At 47.8% G+C, this 24,546-nt stretch carries 20 protein-coding genes; 14 read left to right on the forward strand and 6 right to left on the reverse strand.

The window, feature by feature from the left end; genetic code table 11:
* The first annotated feature begins 109 nt into the window (after positions 1-109).
* Together gluQRS and ACTHS8_RS04575 are read left to right on the forward strand one after the other, a co-directional pair.
* On the forward strand, positions 110-997 hold the full coding sequence (gene gluQRS, locus ACTHS8_RS04570) for a tRNA glutamyl-Q(34) synthetase GluQRS (protein WP_440373104.1): 888 nt from the start codon (positions 110-112) through the stop codon (positions 995-997).
* A gap of 239 nt (positions 998-1,236) precedes the next feature.
* Positions 1,237-1,971, forward strand: coding sequence for a LytR/AlgR family response regulator transcription factor (locus ACTHS8_RS04575; protein WP_063076108.1), 735 nt, complete (start codon positions 1,237-1,239; stop codon positions 1,969-1,971).
* 275 nt (positions 1,972-2,246) lie between these two features.
* Here the strand turns inward: ACTHS8_RS04575 and pilC are convergent, their stop codons facing one another.
* Positions 2,247-5,720: a PilC family type IV pilus tip adhesin gene (pilC, locus tag ACTHS8_RS04580; RefSeq protein WP_440373105.1), complete on the reverse strand. Its 3,474-nt coding sequence runs from the start codon at positions 5,718-5,720 to the stop codon at positions 2,247-2,249.
* A 482-nt stretch (positions 5,721-6,202) separates the two neighbouring features.
* Here pilC and carA point away from each other — a divergent pair, with 482 nt between their 5' ends.
* Positions 6,203-7,333, forward strand: a complete 1,131-nt coding sequence (carA, locus tag ACTHS8_RS04585) for a glutamine-hydrolyzing carbamoyl-phosphate synthase small subunit (RefSeq protein WP_440373106.1) — start codon at positions 6,203-6,205, stop codon at positions 7,331-7,333.
* Between the two features lie 136 nt (positions 7,334-7,469).
* The gene (locus ACTHS8_RS04590; protein ID WP_288971045.1) at positions 7,470-7,727 is read left to right on the forward strand and encodes a SemiSWEET family transporter; all 258 of its coding nucleotides are present in this window, start codon (positions 7,470-7,472) and stop codon (positions 7,725-7,727) included.
* Between the two features lie 68 nt (positions 7,728-7,795).
* On the opposite strand, the gene ACTHS8_RS04595 is transcribed toward ACTHS8_RS04590, so the two are convergent.
* Positions 7,796-7,969, reverse strand: coding sequence for a hypothetical protein (locus ACTHS8_RS04595; protein WP_440373107.1), 174 nt, complete (start codon positions 7,967-7,969; stop codon positions 7,796-7,798).
* 114 nt (positions 7,970-8,083) lie between these two features.
* On the opposite strand from ACTHS8_RS04595, the gene ACTHS8_RS04600 reads away from it, so the two are divergent.
* From ACTHS8_RS04600 to ispH, 10 genes are all read left to right on the forward strand, one after another.
* Positions 8,084-8,989 carry a hypothetical protein gene (locus ACTHS8_RS04600; RefSeq protein ID WP_440373108.1) on the forward strand — a complete coding sequence of 302 codons (906 nt, stop codon included), beginning with the start codon at positions 8,084-8,086 and terminating at the stop codon, positions 8,987-8,989.
* 28 nt (positions 8,990-9,017) lie between these two features.
* Positions 9,018-12,233, forward strand: a complete 3,216-nt coding sequence (carB, locus tag ACTHS8_RS04605; protein WP_070606039.1) for a carbamoyl-phosphate synthase large subunit — start codon at positions 9,018-9,020, stop codon at positions 12,231-12,233.
* A gap of 404 nt (positions 12,234-12,637) precedes the next feature.
* Complete coding sequence (gene pilB / locus ACTHS8_RS04610; RefSeq protein ID WP_295847327.1) at positions 12,638-14,317, forward strand: type IV-A pilus assembly ATPase PilB; 1,680 nt, start codon at positions 12,638-12,640, stop codon at positions 14,315-14,317.
* Positions 14,318-14,395: 78 nt separating this feature from the next.
* Entirely contained in the window at positions 14,396-15,637 is a 1,242-nt protein-coding gene (locus ACTHS8_RS04615; RefSeq protein ID WP_063076114.1) for a type II secretion system F family protein, read from the forward strand.
* Between the two features lies 1 nt (position 15,638).
* Positions 15,639-16,526 (forward strand): prepilin peptidase, encoded by an 888-nt coding sequence (locus ACTHS8_RS04620; protein WP_440373109.1) that lies wholly within the window; start codon positions 15,639-15,641, stop codon positions 16,524-16,526.
* On the forward strand, positions 16,526-17,146 hold the full coding sequence (gene coaE, locus ACTHS8_RS04625; protein WP_440373110.1) for a dephospho-CoA kinase: 621 nt from the start codon (positions 16,526-16,528) through the stop codon (positions 17,144-17,146). Before ACTHS8_RS04620 ends, coaE begins: the two co-directional genes overlap by 1 nt.
* The gene (yacG, locus tag ACTHS8_RS04630) at positions 17,143-17,325 is read left to right on the forward strand and encodes a DNA gyrase inhibitor YacG (RefSeq protein ID WP_440373111.1); all 183 of its coding nucleotides are present in this window, start codon (positions 17,143-17,145) and stop codon (positions 17,323-17,325) included. The genes coaE and yacG overlap by 4 nt, the downstream gene beginning before the upstream one ends.
* Before the next feature lie 81 nt (positions 17,326-17,406).
* Positions 17,407-18,306, forward strand: coding sequence for a glycine--tRNA ligase subunit alpha (gene glyQ / locus ACTHS8_RS04635; RefSeq protein ID WP_440373112.1), 900 nt, complete (start codon positions 17,407-17,409; stop codon positions 18,304-18,306).
* Between the two features lie 148 nt (positions 18,307-18,454).
* The gene (lspA, locus tag ACTHS8_RS04640; protein ID WP_440373113.1) at positions 18,455-18,961 is read left to right on the forward strand and encodes a signal peptidase II; all 507 of its coding nucleotides are present in this window, start codon (positions 18,455-18,457) and stop codon (positions 18,959-18,961) included.
* Positions 18,962-18,974: 13 nt separating this feature from the next.
* Entirely contained in the window at positions 18,975-19,943 is a 969-nt protein-coding gene (ispH, locus tag ACTHS8_RS04645; RefSeq protein WP_440373114.1) for a 4-hydroxy-3-methylbut-2-enyl diphosphate reductase, read from the forward strand.
* Between the two features lie 118 nt (positions 19,944-20,061).
* Here ispH and ftsZ read toward each other — a convergent pair whose 3' ends face one another.
* The 4 genes from ftsZ to ACTHS8_RS04665 all read right to left on the reverse strand — a co-directional run bounded on the left by ftsZ (position 20,062) and on the right by ACTHS8_RS04665 (position 24,462).
* The gene (gene ftsZ / locus ACTHS8_RS04650; RefSeq protein WP_063076120.1) at positions 20,062-21,261 is read right to left on the reverse strand and encodes a cell division protein FtsZ; all 1,200 of its coding nucleotides are present in this window, start codon (positions 21,259-21,261) and stop codon (positions 20,062-20,064) included.
* Between the two features lie 252 nt (positions 21,262-21,513).
* The gene (gene ftsA / locus ACTHS8_RS04655) at positions 21,514-22,764 is read right to left on the reverse strand and encodes a cell division protein FtsA (RefSeq protein ID WP_440373115.1); all 1,251 of its coding nucleotides are present in this window, start codon (positions 22,762-22,764) and stop codon (positions 21,514-21,516) included.
* A gap of 74 nt (positions 22,765-22,838) precedes the next feature.
* Positions 22,839-23,558, reverse strand: coding sequence for a cell division protein FtsQ/DivIB (locus tag ACTHS8_RS04660; protein WP_440373116.1), 720 nt, complete (start codon positions 23,556-23,558; stop codon positions 22,839-22,841).
* A complete protein-coding gene (locus ACTHS8_RS04665; RefSeq protein ID WP_440373117.1) occupies positions 23,548-24,462 on the reverse strand; it encodes a D-alanine--D-alanine ligase in 915 nt (304 codons plus the stop codon). The genes ACTHS8_RS04660 and ACTHS8_RS04665 overlap by 11 nt, the downstream gene beginning before the upstream one ends.
* Between the last annotated feature and the right edge of the window lie 84 nt (positions 24,463-24,546).

Here is a 24,546-nt window from a genome sequence, read left to right on the forward strand (position 1 = left end):
AGTCTCAGGCCGTCTGAAACCCAAATTCGGGCGTGTACGGCACGCCCTTTTCTATCACGATTTGAATACCGTGCAGGCATACTGCCCGCCCTACAAAAACCACCCTGCCATGTATATAGGACGTTTCGCCCCCAGCCCTACCGGCCTGCTTCATATCGGCTCCCTACTGACCGCCGTCGCCTCCTATGCCGACGCGCGCGCTCATCAGGGCAAATGGCTGGTCCGCATTGAAGACCTTGACCCCCCACGCGAAATGCCCGGCGCCGCTGCCGATATTTTGCGCACGCTTGAAGCTTTCGGTTTTGAGTGGGATGGCGAAGTCGCCTATCAAAGCCGCCGTTACGACCTATATCAAGACACCCTCGACCGCCTCAAAGCAGCCGGGCTGGTGTATCCCTGTTACTGCAGCCGCAAAGATTGGCAGGCGGCGGCAACACATGGCGCAGACGGATTTGTGTATAACGGCCGTTGTCGCAATCCTCGGCAAAGACCCGACACGCAAAACAAAACTCCGGCATGGCGCATTCAAGTTCCCGATCGCGTGATCGGTTTTTCAGACGGCATTGTCGGACATTACGCACAAAATCTGGCACACGATATCGGCGATTTTGTCCTGCTTCGTGCCGACGGCTATTGGGCATATCAGCTTGCTGTGGTTGCCGACGATGCCGATCAGGGCATAACGCATATTGTCCGCGGTCAAGACTTGCTCGTCTCCACGCCGCGCCAAATCTACCTGCAACAATGCCTCGGCGTTCCCACACCGGCCTACGCCCACCTTCCGCTATTGACCAATAACCAAGGGCAAAAATGGTCGAAACAAACCCTTGCCCCGGCTTTGGATTTGAATCAAAAAGAACAGCTTCTCCGCCAAGTCCTAACCTATCTCAACCTACCTGATGCACCTACCGTGAACCGTCCGCAGGAATTACTTGATTGGGCAGTGGTACACTGGCAAATGGACAAAATCCCAAAATCGTCCATTATCACGGACTGAATTAGCATGATTACAACAAAATTACTCTAGGTATTACAATATTTCATAAAATTATGTAAGTAATCTTCCGATTCATCCAAAACCATGCCCGAGAAGCGAAGAAATCATGTATATTTCAAAAATTTCCTAAAATTGTCACAAACTGATAATTTCAAGGTTGTAACAACATACGGCTGACGCGTTATTGAGGATGACAAAGCGCGGCAGATCTCCCACGATACAACAAAAAGAATACCGCTATGCCAAGTGCCATTATTGTAGAAGACGAAGTATTAGCAGCAGAACGCTTACGTGTATTATTGGAAGAGTGCAATGTCGTACTGCTCAACGTCTTTCACCATGCCATGCCAGCATTGGAGTGGCTGAGCGTCCACGAAGTCGACATCGTCTTTGCCGACATCGGCATGCCGGAAATCGACGGTCTCGAATTTGTCGAACGCGTTAAGCGTACCGCCAAACGCCAGCCGGAAATTGTATTCACCACAGCCTACGAAGAACACGCCCTGCGCGCGTTTGAACTGGCTGCCGCAGACTATCTGCTCAAACCGATCAAAATGACCCGCCTACAAACCGCGCTTGACCGCATCATCGAGAAAAACCGCGAAAAAGCAGACAGTTTCACCCATTTCAAAGTCTACAACCGCGAACGCATGGTTGAAATCCCATGGCAACAGGCGCGTTACCTGATGGCGGAACACAAAACCGTCTATCTGTTTACCGGCGACGGCCACAGCTACGAATTACCAAAAACATTGGTTTACTGGGAAGAATTGCTGGGCGACAAAGTCATCCGCATCCACCGCAATGCCCTCGTCTTCCGCCACACCCTCGACAGCCTGATTCGACTGGACGGCGAAGAAAACGACGAATCCGCATCCACATGGGGCGCAAAAATTCTCGATATTCCGACCCCGCTGCCCGTCAGCCGCCGACAACTGTCCACCCTGAGAAAAATCATTAAGAACAGCATCTAACAATGCGCTCCTTGATTAGCTCTTTTTAAATCAAAGGCCGTCTGAAAAATATCTTTTCAGACGGCCTTTTAACTTCTCAGCTAAATAGTAGAAAATTAAAAAAGAATAGTCCAAGTCTGTTGTTTAGCTTTATCAAAGCTCTCAATTTGATCAAACCTTGTTATATCCACAAACAAGGTTTTCCATTTTTTAATCCAGCATCTCTCAATTACTACCACTCAACAGAAAAAGCCGTCTGAAAAATTCAGACGGCCTCGATATTCAAGCCTTACAAATTAAAAGAACAATTCACGCCAGCTGATGCGTTTGAGTCCGCATATACGGCCTTGTACTTCCAGGCTGACCAATTGATTGGACAAGAGACTGCGATCACCTTTGGTTGCAAAACATTTATTGTTTGGCACGCTCGGCGTAGCGTTCAGCTCCTTATCCGTACCTGTGCCACCGCTATCGCCATCGGCAGTGACCGGAGAATCGTCGGCTTTGCTGGAATTCATATAAGTAAAGTTGATAACACCATCAAAAGTCATACCGTTGGCGTAATAAATCTGGCCATTATTCTCGCGTTTGATAAAAAACGTACGATCTTTGCTGGAGATACGCGCATCACGCACGCCCAAACGGCCGCCATTTTCAGCATTTACGCCCAAAATAATCGTTTTCGCTGTCGTTTGTGTGGACGTACTGTCCGGCAAACAAACATCTGTACTGGAAGAATCAGTATGAATTGTTTTGGTTTCATACTTGCGGATGGTCACAACAGCGGTACGCAAAATCATCGTTGGTTTGACAGTCACACGTTCATTCGGATCTAAAGTCAGGCTCCATCCTTTTTTGCCTTCGCCAACCTTATTATCGCTGACATAAATGTGTTCGCCTTCACTTTCTCTGGTTTGCTGTTCCAACTCACTACTGTTTGCCAAAACTGCTTTATCAGATACATCGTCGTAAATACCATAAACGGCATTGATTTGGCCGTTGGTATTGGTCAATTCATTCTGATAAATCTCACTACCCGTACCAAAAATAACGACATACTTATCTTTACTGCGGCGTGATACCGCAGGCGCAGACGTAATTGGTTGATTACCAGAGCCTTGGAAAATCATTTGTGCCGACCATTCAGACGGGGTTTTACCTCTCAAGTCAAAGCGGAACATATTACCGTAACGGTCGCCGGCATAAGCAATATCGACAATGCCGTCAAAATCGGTATCCACCAAAGTGGGGGTAGAGAGGCCACCTTTGCCATCGTTTACAGGAATTTTGCGCAAGAGCTTGCCGGCTTCTTTAGAAGAAGAAACATTAGTGTCAGTATTTTTCGTCCCTGCCTCTTTCCCTGTCATATCATAGATATACAAAGCCGTTTCATTGTCGGCACTGTTCACGTCTTCAGTACGATAACCGCTGGCCAAAAAGCCCGCATAACGCACATTAGATTCCAAATTAACCGGAGTAGTATCGCGCTGGATGGAAACACGGCCGATTTGTGTCGAACCAATAGTGTAACCCAGCTTATTGCCAGAGCCTTTTTCTGTTTCAAACAAAGGTACGGTCTTATCCCAACCACTATGATCACTGTTAGCCACTGCACCAATATTCAACGCATACGCACCGCGTCCACCCTGCCCCATCGCACCAAACATAAAGGTTTGTTTATCAGGCGTTTGACGGAGAACAAAGCCACCATTGACCATATAGCGGTGTGGCGTGCTGGAGCCGTAACCATCGCGTGCAATATCTTTCAGAACTTTGCTCAAAGTTGTTGCTTGACCTTTCTCGTCCTCGCGCTCCATACCTGCCGGAATATAGCTGAGTTTCAAGTCATAAGGATTGCTAGGCGTACCATTACGGAAAATATGTACCATGCCGTCATTGGCAGCAGCGACCAAAAACTCTTGACGGTTATCGCGCTTATCGCCAATAGCTGCAACCGAACCGTCTAAAATATCGCCTAAATTACGTTCATCTTTACTTGCGTCAGCTGGATCAGTTGGACGGATGCGATAAGACTGGTTATAACCTTTTGCCTCTGCATCCGCTTTGATGGTTTCATCACTACCTACTCGGCCAGTCCATTTCAGCAATGCATTTTTCCATTCCAACTTATCTTTCGCACTGCCGTCTGAAATACCAAAATCAGCATTTGAAGCCCAATTGTCTGCAACACTATCGATGAAATAGGTCTTACTGCCGTCATTAACCAAAGTAAGGCGGTTATTAAATGATGGCTGGACAAACTCGGTCGTATTGATAGGCGTACCATCGCGGTTTAATTTATAAAACCGTAACTGACTGCTCCAAGAGCCGGTATTCAAATGAACCGTTGCCGCCATATCGGGAATACCCATACTGGTCGTTGCCGGCGCAGCAGAGGATACTCCTTCAAATTTCGTATTCTTGCTGTCATTTTCAATATTATCGACGATGGTTTTGAAAGCATCGAGCAACTTTTCAGGTTTTGCGGCATTAAAATACCAGTCTGGGCGACTGGCACCCTTTTCCAGATACTCTCTCCCGACTTTAGAGATTCCCTCACCAAAGCCCACGGTAAAAGTCTGAACCAATTGCTTACTATAATCTAAACCTTTAGGGTCGTTTGGATCACCATCCCAGCTCTTACCTGCATCATCTTTGCCATCTTTTTCTGTTTTGATGTCTTTTTCTGCCAAAGTCTGACTGAAGAAACGCATACCGCGTTTCTCATTACCATAGTTTCTATCCCAAATAGGAACAATGATTTCGCCACTACCTATCCACATTCGCCTACGATAATAATCGCTATACCCGAATTTATAATCGGTATATTGGCACATCACTTTTTTCTCATGCGGCGGGATATAGGCATCATATTGATAAAGTGGCAGGTCAAAATATCCACTAAAACCACGACCATCGTTGAAAAATTCACCTTTTCCATATTTATCGTCATAAGCCTTCGCTGCAGACGGCCCGAAATATTGGTATGCAGGTGTATCCGCGCTATGTTCGATGGCGCGGTAGTAGTTTGAATAGTAATAATCTCGATCGTAGTTGAAGCTGGTATTGCGCGATAAGCGAGGATCCTCACCGGCACCCTGATTGCTACAACTCATATTGGCATCACCATCAGATACCACGACAACATAGGACTTCTGGCAACGGTATTTGATATTGGGGATGACGAAATTTTTGACGACTTCATAATAACGGCGCGTTGTCGGCGTACCTTGATAAGCCAACATCTCGTCTACCTTCTTACTGACATATTCCCAGTTGCGACCTGCGGAACCATCCGTAAAGCCTTCAGTATCCTTCATATCGCCTTTGGTATCGTCAGGGCTAGGCAGTTCTGCATATGCGTAAATAGCATTATTCTCTTTCCTTTTTTTCTCATCCCATTTCCAATACCGAGGATTATTGTGCAAAGTCTGCAAACCCCAGTTAAACTGATCTTTATATTGCGCCAAAACCTGCTTTAATGCCGATTTTGCAATATTGATTTTTTTATTCTCATCACGGACATGATAATCACCCTTAGCATCAGCCAACATACTGCCCGAGTCATCAATCAAAAACATAATATTGTGTTTGACTTTAGGCTGGCCGCTGACGTCGGTTTTGTTTTGCAGGTAAAAAGGAGTTTGGGCAAATTGCTGCGTATTTGCCTGAACGGAAATACTGATGAGTGCTAAAGCGGAAGCGACGCTTGCATGAATGAGGCGATGGCGGCCTGATGGAGCGTTTTGCATAATGTGTTCTTTTTTCATCGGATAATCTCAGTTAAAAATGACGTTGTTTTTATTTTTTATAAGGTTACGATTCTAGCATAAACAGCCTGTTTCATGTTTGATTCGGCTGAATTTCCCTACACCTGCATTTCAAACACAACAAAAATGAAACAATCTGCCTGCTCAGCTTTCAGACGACCTGACTGAATATTTAGTTCAACCTTATTCATCAAGCATTCCAAAAGCAAGGGACTGTACCGTAAAGATAAAACATTTTTAAATTATCGATTATTTGCTCTACGCTTGAAATTCCTATTACTTTGACTTAAAATACACTGCTTCTACGGCATAGACCGCTATGTCTGAAAAAGCACGTTACACAGCAAAATCAAAGCTGCGGAGCGTGTTTTTTTTTAGCCGAGATTTCCGAAGGCTGTCTTTTTTGTAAACAATTTTTATTTTTCAGACGGCCTGACCTATTTTTTTCGAACCGACCATCATCAGGCAAACAGGATTCCATCATGACCACTCCGGCTCTTCTCGTTCTCGCTGACGGCAGCGTATTTCACGGCACATCAATCGGTTACGAAGGTTCGACTTCCGGCGAAGTCGTGTTCAACACTTCCATGACCGGCTATCAGGAAATCCTGACCGACCCGTCCTACTGCAAACAAATCGTTACCCTCACCTATCCACACATCGGCAACACCGGCACCAACGCCGAAGATGAAGAAAGCCGCTGCGTTTACGCCGCCGGTTTGATTATCCGCGACCTGCCGCTGCTGCACAGCAACTTCCGCGCATCCGAAAGCCTGCACGACTATTTGGTACGCAACAAAACCGTCGCCATCGCCGATATCGATACCCGCCGCCTGACTACCCTGTTGCGTGAAAAAGGCTCGCAAGGCGGTGCGATCATGACCGGTGCGGATGCCACCGTTGAAAAAGCACAAGAACTGATTGCCGCATTCGGCAGCATGGTCGGCAAAGATTTGGCAAAAGAAGTTTCCTGCACAGAAGCCTACGAATGGACCGAAGGCGAATGGGCGCTGGGCAAAGGTTTCGTTACTCCTACCGAACAGCCTTACCATGTCGTCGCCTACGATTTCGGTGTCAAAACCAACATCCTGCGTATGCTCGCCTCACGTGGCTGCCGCCTGACTGTCGTTCCCGCACAAACCAGCGCGGAAGACGTCTTGGCACTCAATCCTGACGGCGTATTCCTGTCCAACGGCCCCGGCGACCCCGAGCCTTGCGACTACGCCATCAAAGCCGTACAAAAACTGATGGAAAGCGGCAAACCGATTTTCGGCATTTGCTTGGGACACCAGTTGATCAGCCTCGCTATCGGCGCAAAAACCTTGAAAATGCGCTTCAGCCATCACGGTGCCAACCACCCTGTACAAGATTTAGACAGCGGCAAAGTCGTCATCACCAGCCAAAACCACGGTTTCGCCGTCGATGCCGACACCCTGCCCGCCAACGCAAGGATTACCCACAAATCCTTGTTCGACAACACCTTGCAAGGCATCGAACTGACAGACAAACCTGTATTCTGCTTCCAAGGCCACCCCGAAGCCAGCCCGGGCCCGCAAGACGTCGGCTATCTATTCGACAAATTCATTGACAATATCAAAGCAGCAAAACAATAAAGCTGATTTTTTCAGACGGCCACACTCAACTCGACAACAGGCCGTCTGAAAACCAAACTTCAAAAATATAAATTCAGCCCCCTCTCAACATCTGTACAGCCTGAAAACCCAATCGTCTAATCAGAAAGGAAAACCAATGACTGAAAAACAAATGCACATTCTTTCCGTCACCGCCACCCTGGCCGGCGTCGGTATGTACGTTTCTTATATCCCGCAAATCCAAAACAACCTTGCCGGCAACCCCGGCTCGCCGTTGCAACCCCTCGTCGCCGCCATCAACTGCACATTATGGTTTGCCTACGGCTTTTTGAAAGAAAAACGCGACTACCCCATCATACTGGCAAACGCCCCCGGTATCATTTTGGGTTTGATTACGTTTGTCACTAGTTTTTAAGGAAGTTTTCAGACGGCCTGTGCAACATAAAAACGCAAAAGGTCGTCTGAAAAAGAATGCCCGAAATATCAACAGCAGGAATTTTTCAGGCGGCCTTTATCGCAAGGCATATGGAACAAACGCCGCGAGCGTTTTTTCAGACGACCTTTGAACCCGTCGGTAGGGTGTGTGCCGCAAGGTACGCACGCGGTGGGTTGGGATTGCAGGGAAAATGAAGAACGCGTGCGTACCACACACACCATACATGCGGGCTATGGCTTACTCTCAAGAAGAGTCAACTAATTTTCAGATAACTTTTAAAGCAATAAAAGATCATTCAACTCTATATATACATTACTGCATCTTAAAGACTTATCATGATTACTTTAAAAAAAGATAGAAACTTAGTTTACATAAAAAACTGGTCTGACTTAGAAGAAATGGCTGGTTTTAGAAGAGAGATAAATCCAGAAGAAACCAAATTAAAAGAAATTATAGGTCAGTATAGTGGAGAACATGGAAAAGTTATATGTGGATTGAAAAATTGCCACACCCAACATCAAAATGGTTACATTGTAGTATCTACTGATGGACATATTACAAATATTGGAAAAGATTGTGGTGAAAAATATTTTGGGGTTGATTTTAAAACTATGTCATCGAAATTAACTCAAGATATCAAAGACTACACTAATCGAGAAGAATTACATACCTTCAATTTAAACAACTTAAATGAATGGTGTGAGACACGACTTAAAATTGCAAAAAATATTAATCGATATATTAGTCAATTAAGAGATGGCAAAGAAATTCCGGAAACTGTTCGAAAAAAAATTTCAAAAATGTCTAGAGATAGGACTTATCAAATAACAATTGAAAGAGAACTGACAGAAAAAGAAAAAGCTATCTACGAAAATATAGGTAGGACCGGAATTAAATATATCGAAGAAAATATAGCTACAGTTTCTGGTATAGAAGCAATGTATGATCAGAATAATTTAAAACTTCTAATTACTGATACACTAAAAAAATTTATAGAAAATTTCCCAATAGATAAAATTGATTTATTATCATCCAAAGACTTAGCATATTGGGCAAAGGAAGTAAAAGAAATTCCAAATTTAAAAAATAAAATAGATACTGCCATTAAATTTTGCGTTAATTTCCTAACCTTTGAGAATTTATTGCCATTTGAAAAAATTATTGAGAAGCAGGAGGAAGTTGCAGAATGGCGTAACTTTCTCAATTCATTGAAAACATTACCTTCAGTTAAAATAGATTAACTTTAGACTTAATCCAACAGGAAACATCATGCCTAAACGTACCGACCTAAAATCCATCCTTATCATCGGCGCCGGCCCTATCGTTATCGGTCAGGCCTGCGAATTTGACTATTCGGGCGCACAGGCCTGCAAAGCCTTGCGTGAAGAAGGCTATAAAGTCATTTTGGTAAACTCCAACCCTGCCACAATTATGACCGACCCTGAAATGGCGGATGTTACCTACATCGAGCCGATTATGTGGCAGACGGTGGAAAAAATTATCGCCAAAGAGCGTCCTGACGCGATTCTGCCTACCATGGGCGGCCAGACTGCCCTGAACTGTGCGCTGGATTTGGCGCGCAACGGCGTGCTGGCGAAATACAATGTCGAGCTGATCGGCGCGACGGAAGACGCGATTGACAAGGCGGAAGACCGCGGTCGTTTTAAAGAAGCGATGGAAAAAATCGGTTTATCTTGCCCGAAATCTTTTGTCTGCCACACCATGAACGAGGCATTGGCAGCGCAAGAACAGGTTGGCTTCCCTACCCTGATTCGTCCTTCTTTCACCATGGGCGGTTCAGGCGGCGGTATTGCCTACAACAAAGACGAGTTCTTGGCGATTTGCGAACGCGGTTTTGATGCGTCGCCTACGCATGAGTTGCTGATTGAGCAGTCCGTTCTCGGCTGGAAAGAGTACGAGATGGAAGTTGTACGCGATAAAAACGACAACTGCATCATTATCTGCTCGATTGAAAACTTCGACCCGATGGGCGTGCATACCGGCGACTCCATCACTGTTGCGCCTGCACAAACATTGACCGACAAAGAATACCAAATCATGCGTAATGCTTCGTTGGCAGTGTTGCGCGAAATCGGCGTGGATACCGGCGGCTCAAACGTTCAGTTTGCCGTAAACCCTGAAAACGGCGAGATGATTGTGATTGAGATGAACCCGCGCGTGAGCCGTTCGTCCGCGCTGGCCTCTAAAGCAACCGGCTTCCCAATTGCCAAAGTAGCAGCCAAACTGGCTGTCGGCTTTACGCTGGACGAGTTGCGCAACGACATTACCGGCGGTCGCACTCCTGCATCATTCGAGCCTTCCATCGACTATGTCGTGACCAAAATTCCACGTTTCGCCTTTGAAAAATTCCCTGCCGCAGACGACCGCCTGACCACGCAAATGAAATCTGTGGGCGAAGTAATGGCAATGGGCCGTACCATTCAAGAAAGCTTCCAAAAAGCCTTGCGCGGTTTGGAAACCGGCTTGTGCGGCTTCAACCCTCGCAGCGAAGACAAAGCGGAAATCCGCCGCGAACTGGCCAACCCAGGCCCTGAGCGTATGCTGTTTGTAGCCGATGCGTTCCGCGCAGGCTTCACACTGGAAGAAATCCACGAAATCTGCGCCATCGACCCTTGGTTCTTGGCACAAATCGAAGACTTGGTGAAAGAAGAAAAATCGGTTTCAGACGGCCAGTTGCAAGATTTGGATTACGCCGCTTTACGCCGTCTGAAACGCAAAGGTTTCTCTGACAAACGTTTGGCACAATTGTTGAACGTAAGCGAAAAAGAAGTCCGCGAACACCGCTACGCGCTGAAACTGCATCCGGTTTACAAACGCGTCGACACCTGTGCCGCCGAGTTTGCCACTGAAACCGCCTACCTCTACTCCACTTACGAAGAGGAATGCGAATCTCGCCCTTCCGACCGTAAAAAAGTGATGATTCTCGGCGGCGGTCCAAACCGTATCGGCCAAGGTATCGAATTTGACTACTGCTGCGTTCATGCCGCACTCGCACTGCGCGAATCCGGTTTTGAAACCATCATGGTCAACTGCAACCCTGAAACCGTATCCACCGACTTCGACACCAGCGACCGCCTGTACTTCGAGCCTCTGACTTTGGAAGACGTATTGGAAATCGTCCGCACCGAAAACCCATGGGGCGTGATTGTGCATTACGGCGGTCAAACCCCGCTCAAACTCGCCAATGCGCTGGTTGAAAACGGCGTGAACATCATCGGTACATCTGCCGACAGCATCGACGCCGCCGAAGACCGCGAACGCTTCCAAAAAGTATTGAACGACTTAGGCCTGCGTCAACCGCCTAACCGCATCGCCCACAATGAAGAAGAAGCCCTCGTTAAAGCCGAAGAAATCGGTTATCCGTTGGTTGTCCGTCCTTCTTACGTACTCGGCGGCCGCGCCATGCAGATTGTTCACTCTGCCGAAGAATTGCAAAAATACATGCGCGAAGCCGTACAAGTTTCCGAAGACAGCCCTGTATTGCTCGACTTCTTCTTGAACAACGCCATCGAAGTGGACGTAGACTGCGTTTCAGACGGCCAAGACGTCGTGATCGGCGGCATCATGCAACACGTCGAACAAGCAGGTATCCACTCTGGCGACTCCGGCTGTTCATTGCCTCCATACTCATTGGACGAAGAAATTCAAGACGAAATCCGCCGTCAAACCAAAGCCATGGCATACGCGCTGGGCGTGGTCGGCTTGATGAACGTACAGTTTGCCGTACAAGACGGCGTGGTCTTCGTACTGGAAGTGAACCCACGCGCCAGCCGTACCGTACCGTTCGTATCCAAAGCCACCGGCGTACCGCTCGCCAAAGTCGGCGCACGCGTGATGGCAGGCATTTCGCTGAAAGAGCAAGGCGTAGAAAAAGAAGTCATCCCAGACTTCTATGCCGTTAAAGAAGCCGTGTTCCCATTCATCAAATTCCCGGGTGTGGACACCATTCTCGGCCCTGAAATGCGCTCTACCGGCGAAGTCATGGGCGTAGGCGCAAGCTTCGGCGAAGCATACTTCAAAGCCCAACTCGGCGCAGGCGAACGCTTGAGCACAACCGGCAAAGTGTTCCTCGCCGTACGCGACGAAGACAAACCGCTCATCGTCAAAACTGCACAAAACTTCCAAGCACTCGGCTACGGTGTCTGCGCCACTCGCGGTACCGCCGAATACTTGAAAGAACACGGCATCATCGTGCAAGCGGTCAACAAAGTGCAGGAAGGCCGCCCACACATCGTGGACGCAATTAAAAACGGCGAAATCGCACTGGTGGTCAACACCGTCGGCAGCACAGTACAATCAGTTACCGACAGCCACAGCATCCGCCGCACCTCCCTCACCCAACGCGTACCGCAATACACCACCATCGCCGGCGGCGAAGCCATGAGCGAAGGCGCAAAAAGCCGCGAGCACTTGGGCGTGTACAGCGTACAGGAATTGCATGGTCGTCTGAAAAACAAAGCCTAATCAATCCTATCGGATTTAAATAGATAAAAGGCCGTCTGAAACCTGATCAACTCAGTTTCAGACGGCCTTTTCATATTTCAAATTTCAACCGTCTGTCCATCAAAACAACCTTTTCTGCCATCTCCAAACAAGGGATAGCAACATGAAATATAATTTCGTTATTGATTGGATTCATACGACAAAATTGTTGTTTTTTCATCATAATCCAAAAATATCGAGTTTAACGCCTATTCTCCTTGCTTTATAATGGCCGTTTGAAATAAAAATACAATTAAAGCAAAAGCATGTCTTTGCAACTTAAGCAGATTTGCATAATTAATCATATGCTTTAATCATAATAATGATAAAATAATACGGCTTTCCTCTAAATTAAAGGGAAAACTGCACAAGAAACGGAAAATAAAATGAGTGTCGGATTATTGCGTGTTTTGGTTCAAAGCCAGACCATCTCAAATCAACAAGCGGAACATTACAACAGCCTTTTACAATCAGGCAAAGAAATCCTGCCCAAACTGTTTTCAGACGGCATCATCTCCCCTAAAGCTTTGGGAGAGTTAGTCGCACGCGTATTCAGTTATCCCCTTTTGGATTTGCGCTACTACCCGCGCAATAATGTAGTCAGCGACATTCTGACGGAAGAGCAAATGGTGCAAAACCGTTGCATTCCGATTTTCAAACGCGGACGCAAGGTTTATTTCGCCGTATCCGATCCGACCCAAATCCAAAACTTCCAAAAAATCGCTTTTGCTTCAGGTTTAAGTGTCGACTTGGTAGTGGTTCCCGACGACCAGCTCAGCTCATTGCTGGAATGGCTGGGTCAACGTTCGACCACTATTCTGAAAGAAATCAACGACGAACATGAAGCAACCCAGCAATCGCAATCGCTTTATATCGATAACGAAGAAGCTGAAGACGGCCCTATCCCCCGTTTCATCCACAAAACCTTATCCGATGCCCTGAACGCGGGCGCATCGGATATCCACTTTGAATTCTACGAGCAAATGGCACGCGTCCGTTTCCGTGTGGACGGGCAGTTACGTGAAGTCGTACAGCCGCCTGTCGCCGTGCGCGGCCAGTTGGCATCGCGCATCAAAGTGATGGCGCGTTTGGATATTTCCGAAAAACGTATTCCGCAAGACGGCAGAATTCAAATTGCCTTCCATAAACACGGTCGTCCGATTGACTTCCGTGTCAGCACTTTGCCGACATTGTTTGGTGAAAAAGTGGTAATGCGTATCCTAAATTCCGATGGTACATCACTCAATATCGACCAGCTCGGTTTAGAGCCTTTCCAAAAAGAAATGCTGCTTGAGGCCATCAACCGTCCTTACGGCATGGTGTTGGTTACCGGTCCGACAGGCTCGGGCAAAACCGTTTCGCTCTATACCTGCCTGAGTATTTTGAACACGGAAGATGTCAACATTTCAACGGCAGAAGATCCGGCCGAGATTAACCTGCCAGGCGTCAACCAAGTCAACGTCAATGAAAAACAAGGCCTGACGTTTGCTGCCGCACTCCGATCCTTCTTGCGTCAAGATCCTGATATTATTATGGTCGGTGAGATTCGTGACTTGGAAACCGCCGACATCGCCATTAAAGCCGCCCAAACCGGCCACATGGTTTTCTCGACCCTGCATACCAATAATGCACCGGCCACGCTGTCCCGCCTTTTGAACATGGGCGTAGCGCCTTTCAATATCGCCAGCTCGGTCAGCCTGATTATGGCGCAAAGGCTGTTGCGCAGACTGTGTCCAAACTGCAAACGCGAAGTTGAACGCCCGCCGGTTCCGGCATTGAAAAAAGCCGGCTTTACCGATGCGGACTTGGCTCAAGATTGGAAACTCTACCGCCCGGTTGGCTGTGACAGCTGCCGCGGCAAAGGCTTTAAGGGCCGCGTCGGTATTTATGAAGTCATGCCGGTCAGCGATGAAATGCAAAAAGTCATTATGAACAACGGTACAGAAGTTGATATCATGAACATGGCCTATCAGGAAGGCATGGTAGACTTACGTCGCGCCGGCCTCATGAAAGTCATGCAAGGCCTGACCTCGTTGGAAGAAGTGACTGCTCATACCAATGACTAAACTGCCATATTTTCAAAATTAAAATAAAGCGGCACGGAGAAACAGTCCGCTTTATTTCTTACTAACAAGGGATAACTCATGGCTCAAGCAGAGCAAAAAAGAAGTCTGTTCGGCTCAAGAAGCAAAGGCAAGCGTTTTACATTTGAAGGAAAAAATACCGAGACCGAACGTCTTGTCCGTGGTGAAGTAGTTGCCAAAGATGAAGAAGAAGCACGCAAAAAACTCCAACGCAGAGGCATTCGCCCTTTGCGTATCAGCAAAGTCAAAACCGCACGCAAACGCCGTATTACCCAAGAAGACATTACAGTGTTCACCCGCCAACTGGCAACCATGATGAAGGCAGGCTTACCGCTGATGCAGGCTTTTGAAATCGTTGCGCGCGGCCACTCCAACCCGAGCATGACCGAAATGCTGATGCAGGTTCGCTCCGATGTCGAACAAGGTAGCGCATTGGGTAAATCGTTCTCCAAATATCCAAAATATTTCGACCGTTTCTATTGCAATCTAGTCAGCGCAGGCGAGTCCGGCGGCGTACTGGAAAGCCTATTGGACAAACTGGCTGTCTATAAAGAAAAAACCCAAGCCATTAAGAAAAAAGTCAAAACCGCACTGACCTACCCGATTGCCATTATCGTGGTGGCGATTGCACTTATCTTCATCATGATGATGTTTGTACTGCCTGCCTTTAAAGAAGTTTATGCCAATATGGGTGCAGAGCTGCCAAGGCTTACTCAACTTGTCATGAGCTTGTCCGATTTATTCGTCGACTATGGCTGGATTATGATCATCCTTTTGATTGTTTCCGCCTTCGGCCTGTACAAACTCCATGAAAAATCGCCTACCTTCCAAAAACGAATCGATGCTTTGATTTTGAGACTGCCTGTTTTTGGGACCATCGTCCGTAAAGCAACCATTGCCCGTTGGGCGCGTACGACTTCTACCCTCTTCGCAGCCGGCGTTCCTTTGGTGGAAGTATTAGATTCAGTTGCAGGCGCATCCGGTAATATTCTCTATGAAGAAGCCACTCAAGACATCCGCGCCAAGGTAACCCAAGGTCTGTCGCTGACATCCAGTATGCAAAGTACTGATATGTTCCCCAATATGGTGATCCAAATGGCGGCCATCGGCGAAGAGTCAGGCTCTTTGGACGACATGCTGAACAAAGCAGCCGAATTCTACGAAGATGAAGTAGACAACTCCGTCTCCCGATTGTCTCACTTGATGGAGCCTATTATCATGGTGGTATTGGGCTCGCTCATCGGCATCTTGCTGATTGCCATGTATCTGCCGCTGTTTAACTTGGGTAATGTCGTAGGTTGATATGCTTGATAGTATTTACTCTGCCATCGATGCCCTCTCCGTTCTTGCGCCATTCTCTATTCCTTTAGCCGTTATTTTGGGATTGCTGATTGGCAGTTTTCTGAACGTTGTCATTTATCGCACGCCGATAATGATGGAACGCGAATGGACACAATTTTCTAAAGAGCATTTAGGCATCGAGCTGACAGATGAAGAAAAACAGCCATTTAATCTGCGCAAACCGGATTCACGCTGCCCAAAATGCAAAAGCCCAGTCAAACTTTGGCAAAACATCCCCATCCTCAGCTATGTTTTACTAGGCGGGAAATGCCACTCCTGCCAAACCGCGATCAGCATACGCTATCCGCTGATTGAGCTGCTGACAGGCGTCTTGTTCGGTATTGTCGCGTGGCAATACGGCTGGTCATGGGCGACTATTGGCGGATTAATTCTGACTGCCATACTGATTGCACTGACCTTTATCGATGCCGATACGCAATATTTGCCCGACAGCCTGACTCAGCCCCTAATTTGGATCGGCCTGCTGTTTAATCTGAATGACACATTCGTACCCCTGCATTCAGCCGTTTGGGGTGCGATCGCAGGCTATATGAGCCTTTATACTTTATGCGCTGTCTATAAATTTCTGACCGGTAAAATCGGCATGGGCAATGGCGACTTCAAACTTTTGGCCGCGCTCGGTGCATGGCTGGGCGTAGGTATCTTGCCTGTTCTGATCTTCATGGCTGCCTTGGTCGGACTGGTGGGCGCACTCATTGCCCGCGTCGGCAAAGGCCAATATTTTGCTTTTGGTCCCAGCCTTGCTGTGGCAGGATGGATTATTTTGGTTGCCAATGCACCTATTACCCAACTGGTACAATGGTGGCTCATACAATCAGGATTCCGATAATGACATTATGGATAGGCTTGACCGGCGGTATCGGTAGCGGCAAATCATCTATCGCCCAAATGTTTGCCGAACTTGGCGTACCCATTATCGATGCCGATGCCATCAGCCGCTCACTGACCGCAGAAAACGGCGAAGCCCTTCCTGCCATCCGCCAGCTTTTCGGCGATGAGGTTTTTGATCATGAAGGCCGTCTGAATCGTATCGCTTTACGGGAAGAAGTTTTCAGACGGCCTCAATCTAAAAAACAACTGGAAAATCTGCTTCTGCCATTAATCTTAGACAAAATTCAACTGCAGAAACAACAACTTGCATCCTCAACCTACGGCATTGTCGATGTGCCGCTTTTAATTGAGAATCCAGCATTTAAAGCGGAGACCGACCGCATTTTGGTCGTAGATGTTCCAGAGTCCGTCCAAATCGAACGCGTACATAAACGCAATGGTTTTTCAGAAGAACAAACTCGCCAAATCATGGCCACCCAAGCTTCTCGATCTGACAGACTGCTGCATGCCGACGATGTATTGGATAATACCCATAGCATGGAAGAAGCAAAAATCAAGGTTGCCCGCTTGCATCGATACTATCAATCCATTGCACAATCACTGAAAGAAACTGCATGACCACTCCTGTTGTAAAATGTCCAACCTGCCACAAAGAAGTCGTTTGGAACACCGACAGCCCCTACCGCCCTTTCTGCAGCAAACGGTGTAAACTTATTGATTTAGGCGAGTGGGCACAAGAAAAATACGCCGTTTCTTCGGAAGACGACCCCTTTTCAGACCTGTTGGACGGCAAATAAACTGCGCCGCTTCCTTCAGCCTATCCAAAACAGGCTCAAAACAGTAAAATACCCTCTTTATTCCAATCTATTCCATCCACCATGCTCACCTTCCAACAAATTATTTTCAAATTACAAAACTACTGGGCAGACAAAGGCTGCACCGTTATCCAACCTTTCGATATGGAAGTCGGTGCCGGTACTTCGCATCCAGCCACCTGCCTGCGCGCATTAGGCCCAGAGCCTTGGTTTGCCGCTTACGTTCAACCCAGCCGCCGCCCCAAAGACGGCCGCTATGGCGACAACCCCAACCGCCTGCAACACTACTATCAATTCCAAGTTGCGCTCAAACCTGCACCAGCCAATATTCAAGACCTCTACCTCGATTCCCTGCGCGAATTGGGTATCGACCCTAAAGTACATGACATCCGCTTTGTCGAAGACGACTGGGAAAACCCTACTCTCGGCGCTTGGGGCTTGGGTTGGGAAGTTTGGCTCAACGGCATGGAAGTAACCCAATTCACCTACTTCCAACAAGTCGGCGGTATCGACTGCTCCCCTGTGCTCGGTGAAATCACCTACGGTATCGAGCGTCTCGCCATGTATCTGCAAGGCGTGGAAAACGTGTACGACCTCGTTTGGGCAAAAACCCTTGATGGCAACATCGTGACTTACGGCGACGTTTATCATCAAAACGAAGTCGAACAGTCCACCTACAACTTCGAATACAGCGATGCCGATTGGCTCTTGCGCCAATTCAATGACTATGAAGAACAAGCCAAACTCCTGCTTGCAGTTGAAGACACCAGTCTTGCCCTGCCTGCTTACGAGCTTGTACTCAAAGCCGGCCATACGTTCAACCTCTTGGATGCACGCGGCGCCATTTCCGTTACCGAACGTGCAACCTACATCGGCCGTATTCGTGCGCTGAGCCGTATCGTTGCACAAAAATTCGTTGAAAGCCGCGAAAAACTGGGTTGCCCGTTACTTAAAAACCAATAAGCCCGCACATGCTTATCACGCCGCCCTTTGATATATTCAAGTGGTGGCGTTTCTATTTTCAGACGGCCTTAACGCCGATGCCATCGCAAACACTTCCTGCCTGCTTTCAGGTAAAATAAGCCCTTTATTACATAAACCGTCTGAAAACATGAGTTCATCCTCTTCTAAAAAAATTCCCTTTTTCTTACTTTCCCTCGTTGCCATCATTCTTGACCAACTGAGTAAATGGGAAATCTTGAAACACTTTACCGAAGGCGAACGCCTCAACATCATTCCAGACTTTTTTGACCTGACCCTTGCCTATAATCCAGGCGCGGCATTCAGCTTTTTGGCCGACCAAGGCGGCTGGCAAAAATTCTTCTTTTTAGGTCTGGCCGTCGTTATCAGCCTGTATTTGGCTCGTGCCATCTGGCGTGATGAGTTTGGCCGCTGTGGCAAACTGGGGGCTGCCATGATTATCGGCGGCGCGATTGGCAATGTGGTTGACCGCCTGATTCACGGTCACGTTGTCGATTTTCTGCTTTTCTATTGGCAAAACTGGTTTTACCCCGCATTTAACATTGCCGACAGCTTTATCTGCGTTGGCGCAGTTTGCTTGGTAATAGATGGTTTGCTGCACAAAAAAACACCTTCAAACGACACAAAGGCCGTCTGAAAACGGAACACACATGACTCAAAAAACCATTATCCTTGCCAATCCCCGCGGCTTCTGTGCCGGTGTTGACCGCGCTATCAGTATTGTTGAACGTGCACTTGAAGAATTCGGCGCACCTATTTACGTCCGCCATGAGGTCGTTCACAACAAATTCGTCGTGGACAATCTGCGGGCAAAAGGTGCTGTATTTGTCGATAACTTGGCAGATGTCCCAAAGGGCGCAACGCTGATTTACTCGGCTCACGGCGTATCCAAAGCCGTACAGGAAGAAGCGGCGCAACGTGGTTTCCGCGTTTTTGATGCCACCTGCCCTCTGGTAACCAAAGTCCATAAAGAAGTAGCCCGCCTCGATGAACAAGATTACGAAATCATCATGATCGGCCACAAAGGCCACGTCGAAGTAGAAGGTACGATGGGACAATTGCCTCCGGGAAAAATGTTTCTGGTTGAGACAGTGGAAGATATCGCCGAACTAAACGTCAAAAATCCTGACAAACTTGCCTACGTCAGCCAAACCACCTTATCGGTAGACGAAACCAAAGACATCATTGCAGCTTTAAACCAACGCTTTCCCAATATCCGCAATCCGCACAAAGAAGATATCTGCTACGCCACAACCAACCGCCAAACTGCTGTTAAAGAATTGGCGGAAGAATGCGATCTCGTGATTGTTGTCGGCTCGCCCAACTCTTCCAACAGCAACCGCTTGCGTGAAGTAGCCGCATTGCGCGGAGTTGATGCCTATATGGTCGATAATGCTTCCTATCTGAAAAAAGAATGGTTTGAAAACAAAACCAAGGTTGGTGTCACTGCCGGCGCATCCGCACCCGAAGTCTTAGTCCGAGAAGTTTTACAAACTATTCAAGACTGGGGACACGAGACCATACGCGAAGGAGAAGGCGCAAAAGAAAGCATTGTATTTGTCTTGCCCAAAGAGTTGCGTCGTGAGGGCGAAAACAAGCAAATCCTAAATAAAGGGTAAGTTTGTTATTTACTTTATTTAAACTTAAGGCCATCTGAAAATTTTCAGACGGCCTTAAGTTTATTTTACTAATAAAAAAACCTGCCCTTAAGGTAGGTCTTTTCATACATGATCCTGATTATTTATCAGAAGTATGTTGTTGACGGCGCAAGATAGCCGGAATTTCAAAGTCATCCAGTACAGACTGGTTGCTGAAATCAGCCGCAGTCAGATTCATAGAACGGATATTGCGGTTGGTACGAACCAGGCTTTCAGCACTGCTTTGGCTTTGAGCTTGAGGAGCTTCTTCCGCACCGCGTACCAATTGTTGGGTACGGGCAGCAGCGCGCAGTTGGTTGTCAGTACCGTTTTCTTTCAAGCCGGTAGCAATGATGGTAATACGGATAGCGTCTTCGCTCATGCTCTCGTCTTCGGCAGCACCAAATTTGCATTCCACTTCAGGGTGTGCATTTTGGTTGACGATACGCATAATCTCGTTGAACTCAGACATTTTCAGGCAACCGGGAGCAGTGGTAATGTTTACCAATACGCCGCGTGCGCCATCCAAAGTAACGTTATCCAAGAGCGGGCTGGAGATAGCTTGATCGGTAGCCAAACGGGCACGGTCGATACCTTGTGCGAAACCTGAACCCATCATGGCGATACCGCGATTGCTCATCACGGTTTTCACGTCGGCGAAGTCCAAGTTGATCATGTCGCTAGGGCAAGTCACCACTTCGGAAATACCGGCAACCGCGTCACGCAATACATTGTCTGCCGCACGGAAAGCTTCGCGCATGGTCACGTCTTCGCCCAAGGCAGTCATCAATTTGTCGTTCGGAATAATAATCAGGGAATCGACACGCTCTTTGAGCTGATCCAAACCTGCTTGGGCGATATGTACACGTTTGCCTTCATAAGCAAACGGACGGGTTACAACCGCAACGGTCAGGATACCCATTTCTTTAGCGATTTCAGCCACAACAGGAGCAGAGCCGGTACCTGTACCGCCACCCATACCGGTAGTGATGAACAGCATATTTGCACCGCGGATAGCATCTTCGATGGCTTCGCGATCTTCTTGAGCAGCGGCGCGGCCGATTTCAGGATTTGCACCGGCACCCAAACCGCGAGTCAGGTTTGTACCCAATTGAATGCGTTTAGCCGCATTGTTTTTAGCCAATGATTGCGCATCGGTATTGGCACTGATGAACTCAACACCATGAATAGTGTTGGCAACCATGTTGTTGATGGCATTACAGCCGCCGCCACCCAGACCGATAACTTTAATAACAGCAGGGCTCGTTGCTGATTCTGCTACGTCGTAAACAAATTCCATTCAATAATCCTCCGCGCCCCGCTTTATAAGGACGGTTCAAAAATAACTTATTATCCGTATTATATAAGAAGTATCCAGATACTGGCAAAATTCTTCTTACCATTCGACTGTCGGCGTTATATTTTTACTACATTTTTTAACAGAAAATATACAAGTTTTAAATTATCCACTTGACAATTATTTAAAACTGTTTAATTCCACTTAAATATTCAGGACAAACGGTTGCTACACCATCCGCCCTGAAAACTTTTATCAGAAATTGTCTCTGAAGAATCTTTGGATTTTTTCCCACAGACCCATTTTTTTGCCTGAATCATTCAGTGCAACCGCACCGGTTCGGCTGGTTTGCTCACCCTCTTCGGCAGCATAGGCCGTCTGAAGCAGACCGATCGCTGTTGAATAGCGGGGATTGCGGATACGCTCGGATACGCCGCCCATTTCTTGCGGCACACCGATACGGGCCGGCAAATTGAAGACTTCTTCTGCCAACTCAACAATACCGGTCAACATAGAAGCACCACCGGTCAAAACGATACCTGAAGTCAGCACTTCTTCAGGGAAACCGGAGCGGCGCAATTCGTTCAGCGTCAATTCCAAAATTTCTTCTACACGCGGGCCAATGATTTCAGCCAATACACGGCGTGAAATTTGACGTGATTGACGGTCGCCAACGCTAGGAACTTCAATCATTTCATCCAAGCCGTCCATAGTCGGAATCGCAGCACCGTAATGGATTTTGATGTACTCGGCTGCACTGTGCGGCGTACGCAAGGCTTGCGCCAAGTCTTTGGTAATCAAATCGCCGGCAACGGGAATAACCGCGGTATGGCGGATTGCACCATTGGTATAAACCGCGATGTCGGTCGTACCGCCACCGATATCGATGACGCACACGCCCAAATCTTTTTCGTCTTCAGTCAAAACGGCATGACCGCTTGCCAAAGGCTGAAGCATGATTTGATCCATTTGCAGGCCGCAGCGTTGGATACATTTTTGGATATTTTGCAAAGCAGTGTTCGCACCGGTAATGATGTGTACACGGGTATCCAAACGCACGCCGCTCATGCCGATAGGCTCTTTCACACCGGGTTGGTTGTCGATGATGTACTCTTGAACCACGGTATGCAAGATATTGTGATCAGGCGGAATATTGATGGCTTTGGCCGTTTCGATGGCACGATCGATGTCGGCTTGCGATACTTCGCCATCTTTAATTTTGACCACGCCTTGTGAATTCAGGCTGCGGATATGGTTACCGGCAATACCGGTGACGACGTGGGAAATTTTGGTATCTGCCATCAACTCAGCATCTTCTACCGCCTGACGAATGGCTTGCGCAGTGGCATCAATGTTGGTCACCATACCTGCACGCAGGCCGCGTGAAGGGCTTTGGCCCAAGCCAACAATGTGAATTTCGTTATCTTCCCGAATCTCACCGATTAAGGCGATGACCTTGGACGTACCAATGTCTAAGGCACTGATATATTTATTTTGTTGTTCCATAATTGCTCGTTCGCTATGTTGTCTGACTGACGGTTTGATTATTTTTGAAACAAGATTGCTTCACGTCTAATCGGCTATTCACTGTCGGAAGGGTTCTCAGACGGCCTGTAACGGACTGAAAAACCATCCTTATAACGCATATCGACATACTCGATACGACTTTGTTTTTTACGCAGCAGCGATGGCCAAATCTGGGCAAACTGCTGCAAACGTTTGATTTCGTTTTCACGCCCCAAGCGCACGGTAATGCCGTTGTTCAATACAAGCAGCCATGCCGAACGCGGCGTGTAGATCAATTCTTTGATGGTCAGTTTCAACGGACTCAAAATACCGGAAAAGTCCGCATAATGTTTGACCATATCTTTGCCTGTCCCCTGCTGCCCTTCAAATATAGGCAGGTCCTGTTTCAGGCTTGCGGCAAACACATTACCCTTACTGTCCACCAAGCCACCGGCGCGCCAGTGTGCAACCGGCACACGCTCGGTCAGGATAATTTCCACGGTTTCCGGAAAACGGCGGCGTACCATTGCCGAGTCAATCCAAGGCAATTCCTGAAAAGCGGCCTGCGCCGAATCAATATCGGCGCGGAACATATTACCCCTGATATGCTCTCGTGCAACAGTTTGCAATTCTTTGCTGGAAGCATATTTCAGCTTGCCCTGAATGGCAATCTGTTTCACAGGGAAATATTTGGAATTGTAAAGCCAAGCTACGCCCGAACCTATCAGCAGAAAGGTCATCAGCACCAATAGCCGGCGGGTCAACCGACCCAGTGCGCCTGCATCATCCCACATGAGCGGTCTTCAAAATCTCAATACACAAATCAGCAAAATCCACGCCGATATGGCCTGCAGATTTTGGCACCAAACTGTGGCTGGTCATACCGGGCAAGGTATTGATTTCCAAGAGATACAGTTTACCGTCTGTATCTTTCAGAAAGTCCACGCGCGAACAGCCGTCCGCACCAATCGCCTGCGCGCCACGCACGGCCAGTTCGCGCATCAGGTTTTCCTCCGCCTCGCTCAAATCTTCCGACGGGCATTGATACACCGTATCGTCGCGGTTGTATTTAGCCTCGTAGTCGTAAAACTCGGTAGCCGGAATAATATGAATGCTCGGCAGGCCTTTGCCGTTCAATACCGGGCAAGAATACTCACCGCCGCCGATAAAGCGTTCGGCAATAATTTCGCCCTGCAAGTGTTTCAATTCTTCGTAAACACTTTTCAGACGGCCTTTTTCTTTTACTTTTACCACGCCGACGCTGCTGCCTTCAGCTGCAGGTTTGACAAACATCGGTAAGCCCAATTTCTCTTCAACAGCATCAAAGTCGCTGTCATCATGCAATACGGCAAATTCAGGAACAGGCAAACCCAAGGCCTGCCAAATTAGTTTGCAGCGGTATTTGTCCATACCCAACGCAGAAGCGGCCACGCCGCTGCCGGTGTAAGGAATACTCATCAGCTCCAACGCGCCTTGAATCGCGCCATCTTCGCCGAAAGTGCCGTGCAGAATATTGAAGGCCGTCTGAAAACCTTGTGTTTTCAATTCAGACAACGGGGTTTCTTTGGGGTCGAACGCATGGGCATCGACGCCTTTGCTTTTCAAGGCAGCCAAAATAGCGGCGCCGCTGTCCAGCGAAACTTCGCGCTCGCTGGAGAAGCCACCCATCAACACGGCCACTTTGCCAAAATTCTGCATAATTTCCACTTTCTTAAATACTGATACAGGCCGTCTGAATATTATTCAGACGACCTATCTGTCCTCAAAGGCCAATATGCCTGT

Origin of the sequence: Neisseria sp. P0016.S008, assembly GCF_051957775.1 — a bacterium.
GTDB classification, from domain to species: Bacteria; Pseudomonadota; Gammaproteobacteria; order Burkholderiales; family Neisseriaceae; genus Neisseria; species Neisseria flavescens_B.

Coding starts and splice junctions, on each gene's coding strand:
- ACTHS8_RS04595 (WP_440373107.1), bottom strand. CDS start 7,969: ATGGTGTGTGTGGTACGCACGCGTTCTTCATTTTCCCTGCAATCCCAA.
- ftsZ (WP_063076120.1), bottom strand. CDS start 21,261: ATGGAATTTGTTTACGACGTAGCAGAATCAGCAACGAGCCCTGCTGTT.
- ispH (WP_440373114.1), top strand. CDS start 18,975: ATGACTCAAAAAACCATTATCCTTGCCAATCCCCGCGGCTTCTGTGCC.
- yacG (WP_440373111.1), top strand. CDS start 17,143: ATGACCACTCCTGTTGTAAAATGTCCAACCTGCCACAAAGAAGTCGTT.
- ftsA (WP_440373115.1), bottom strand. CDS start 22,764: ATGGAACAACAAAATAAATATATCAGTGCCTTAGACATTGGTACGTCC.
- lspA (WP_440373113.1), top strand. CDS start 18,455: ATGAGTTCATCCTCTTCTAAAAAAATTCCCTTTTTCTTACTTTCCCTC.
- ACTHS8_RS04575 (WP_063076108.1), top strand. CDS start 1,237: ATGCCAAGTGCCATTATTGTAGAAGACGAAGTATTAGCAGCAGAACGC.
- glyQ (WP_440373112.1), top strand. CDS start 17,407: ATGCTCACCTTCCAACAAATTATTTTCAAATTACAAAACTACTGGGCA.
- ACTHS8_RS04660 (WP_440373116.1), bottom strand. CDS start 23,558: ATGTGGGATGATGCAGGCGCACTGGGTCGGTTGACCCGCCGGCTATTG.
- carA (WP_440373106.1), top strand. CDS start 6,203: ATGACCACTCCGGCTCTTCTCGTTCTCGCTGACGGCAGCGTATTTCAC.
- pilC (WP_440373105.1), bottom strand. CDS start 5,720: ATGAAAAAAGAACACATTATGCAAAACGCTCCATCAGGCCGCCATCGC.
- carB (WP_070606039.1), top strand. CDS start 9,018: ATGCCTAAACGTACCGACCTAAAATCCATCCTTATCATCGGCGCCGGC.
- ACTHS8_RS04600 (WP_440373108.1), top strand. CDS start 8,084: ATGATTACTTTAAAAAAAGATAGAAACTTAGTTTACATAAAAAACTGG.
- ACTHS8_RS04620 (WP_440373109.1), top strand. CDS start 15,639: ATGCTTGATAGTATTTACTCTGCCATCGATGCCCTCTCCGTTCTTGCG.
- ACTHS8_RS04665 (WP_440373117.1), bottom strand. CDS start 24,462: ATGCAGAATTTTGGCAAAGTGGCCGTGTTGATGGGTGGCTTCTCCAGC.
- pilB (WP_295847327.1), top strand. CDS start 12,638: ATGAGTGTCGGATTATTGCGTGTTTTGGTTCAAAGCCAGACCATCTCA.
- coaE (WP_440373110.1), top strand. CDS start 16,526: ATGACATTATGGATAGGCTTGACCGGCGGTATCGGTAGCGGCAAATCA.
- ACTHS8_RS04590 (WP_288971045.1), top strand. CDS start 7,470: ATGACTGAAAAACAAATGCACATTCTTTCCGTCACCGCCACCCTGGCC.
- ACTHS8_RS04615 (WP_063076114.1), top strand. CDS start 14,396: ATGGCTCAAGCAGAGCAAAAAAGAAGTCTGTTCGGCTCAAGAAGCAAA.
- gluQRS (WP_440373104.1), top strand. CDS start 110: ATGTATATAGGACGTTTCGCCCCCAGCCCTACCGGCCTGCTTCATATC.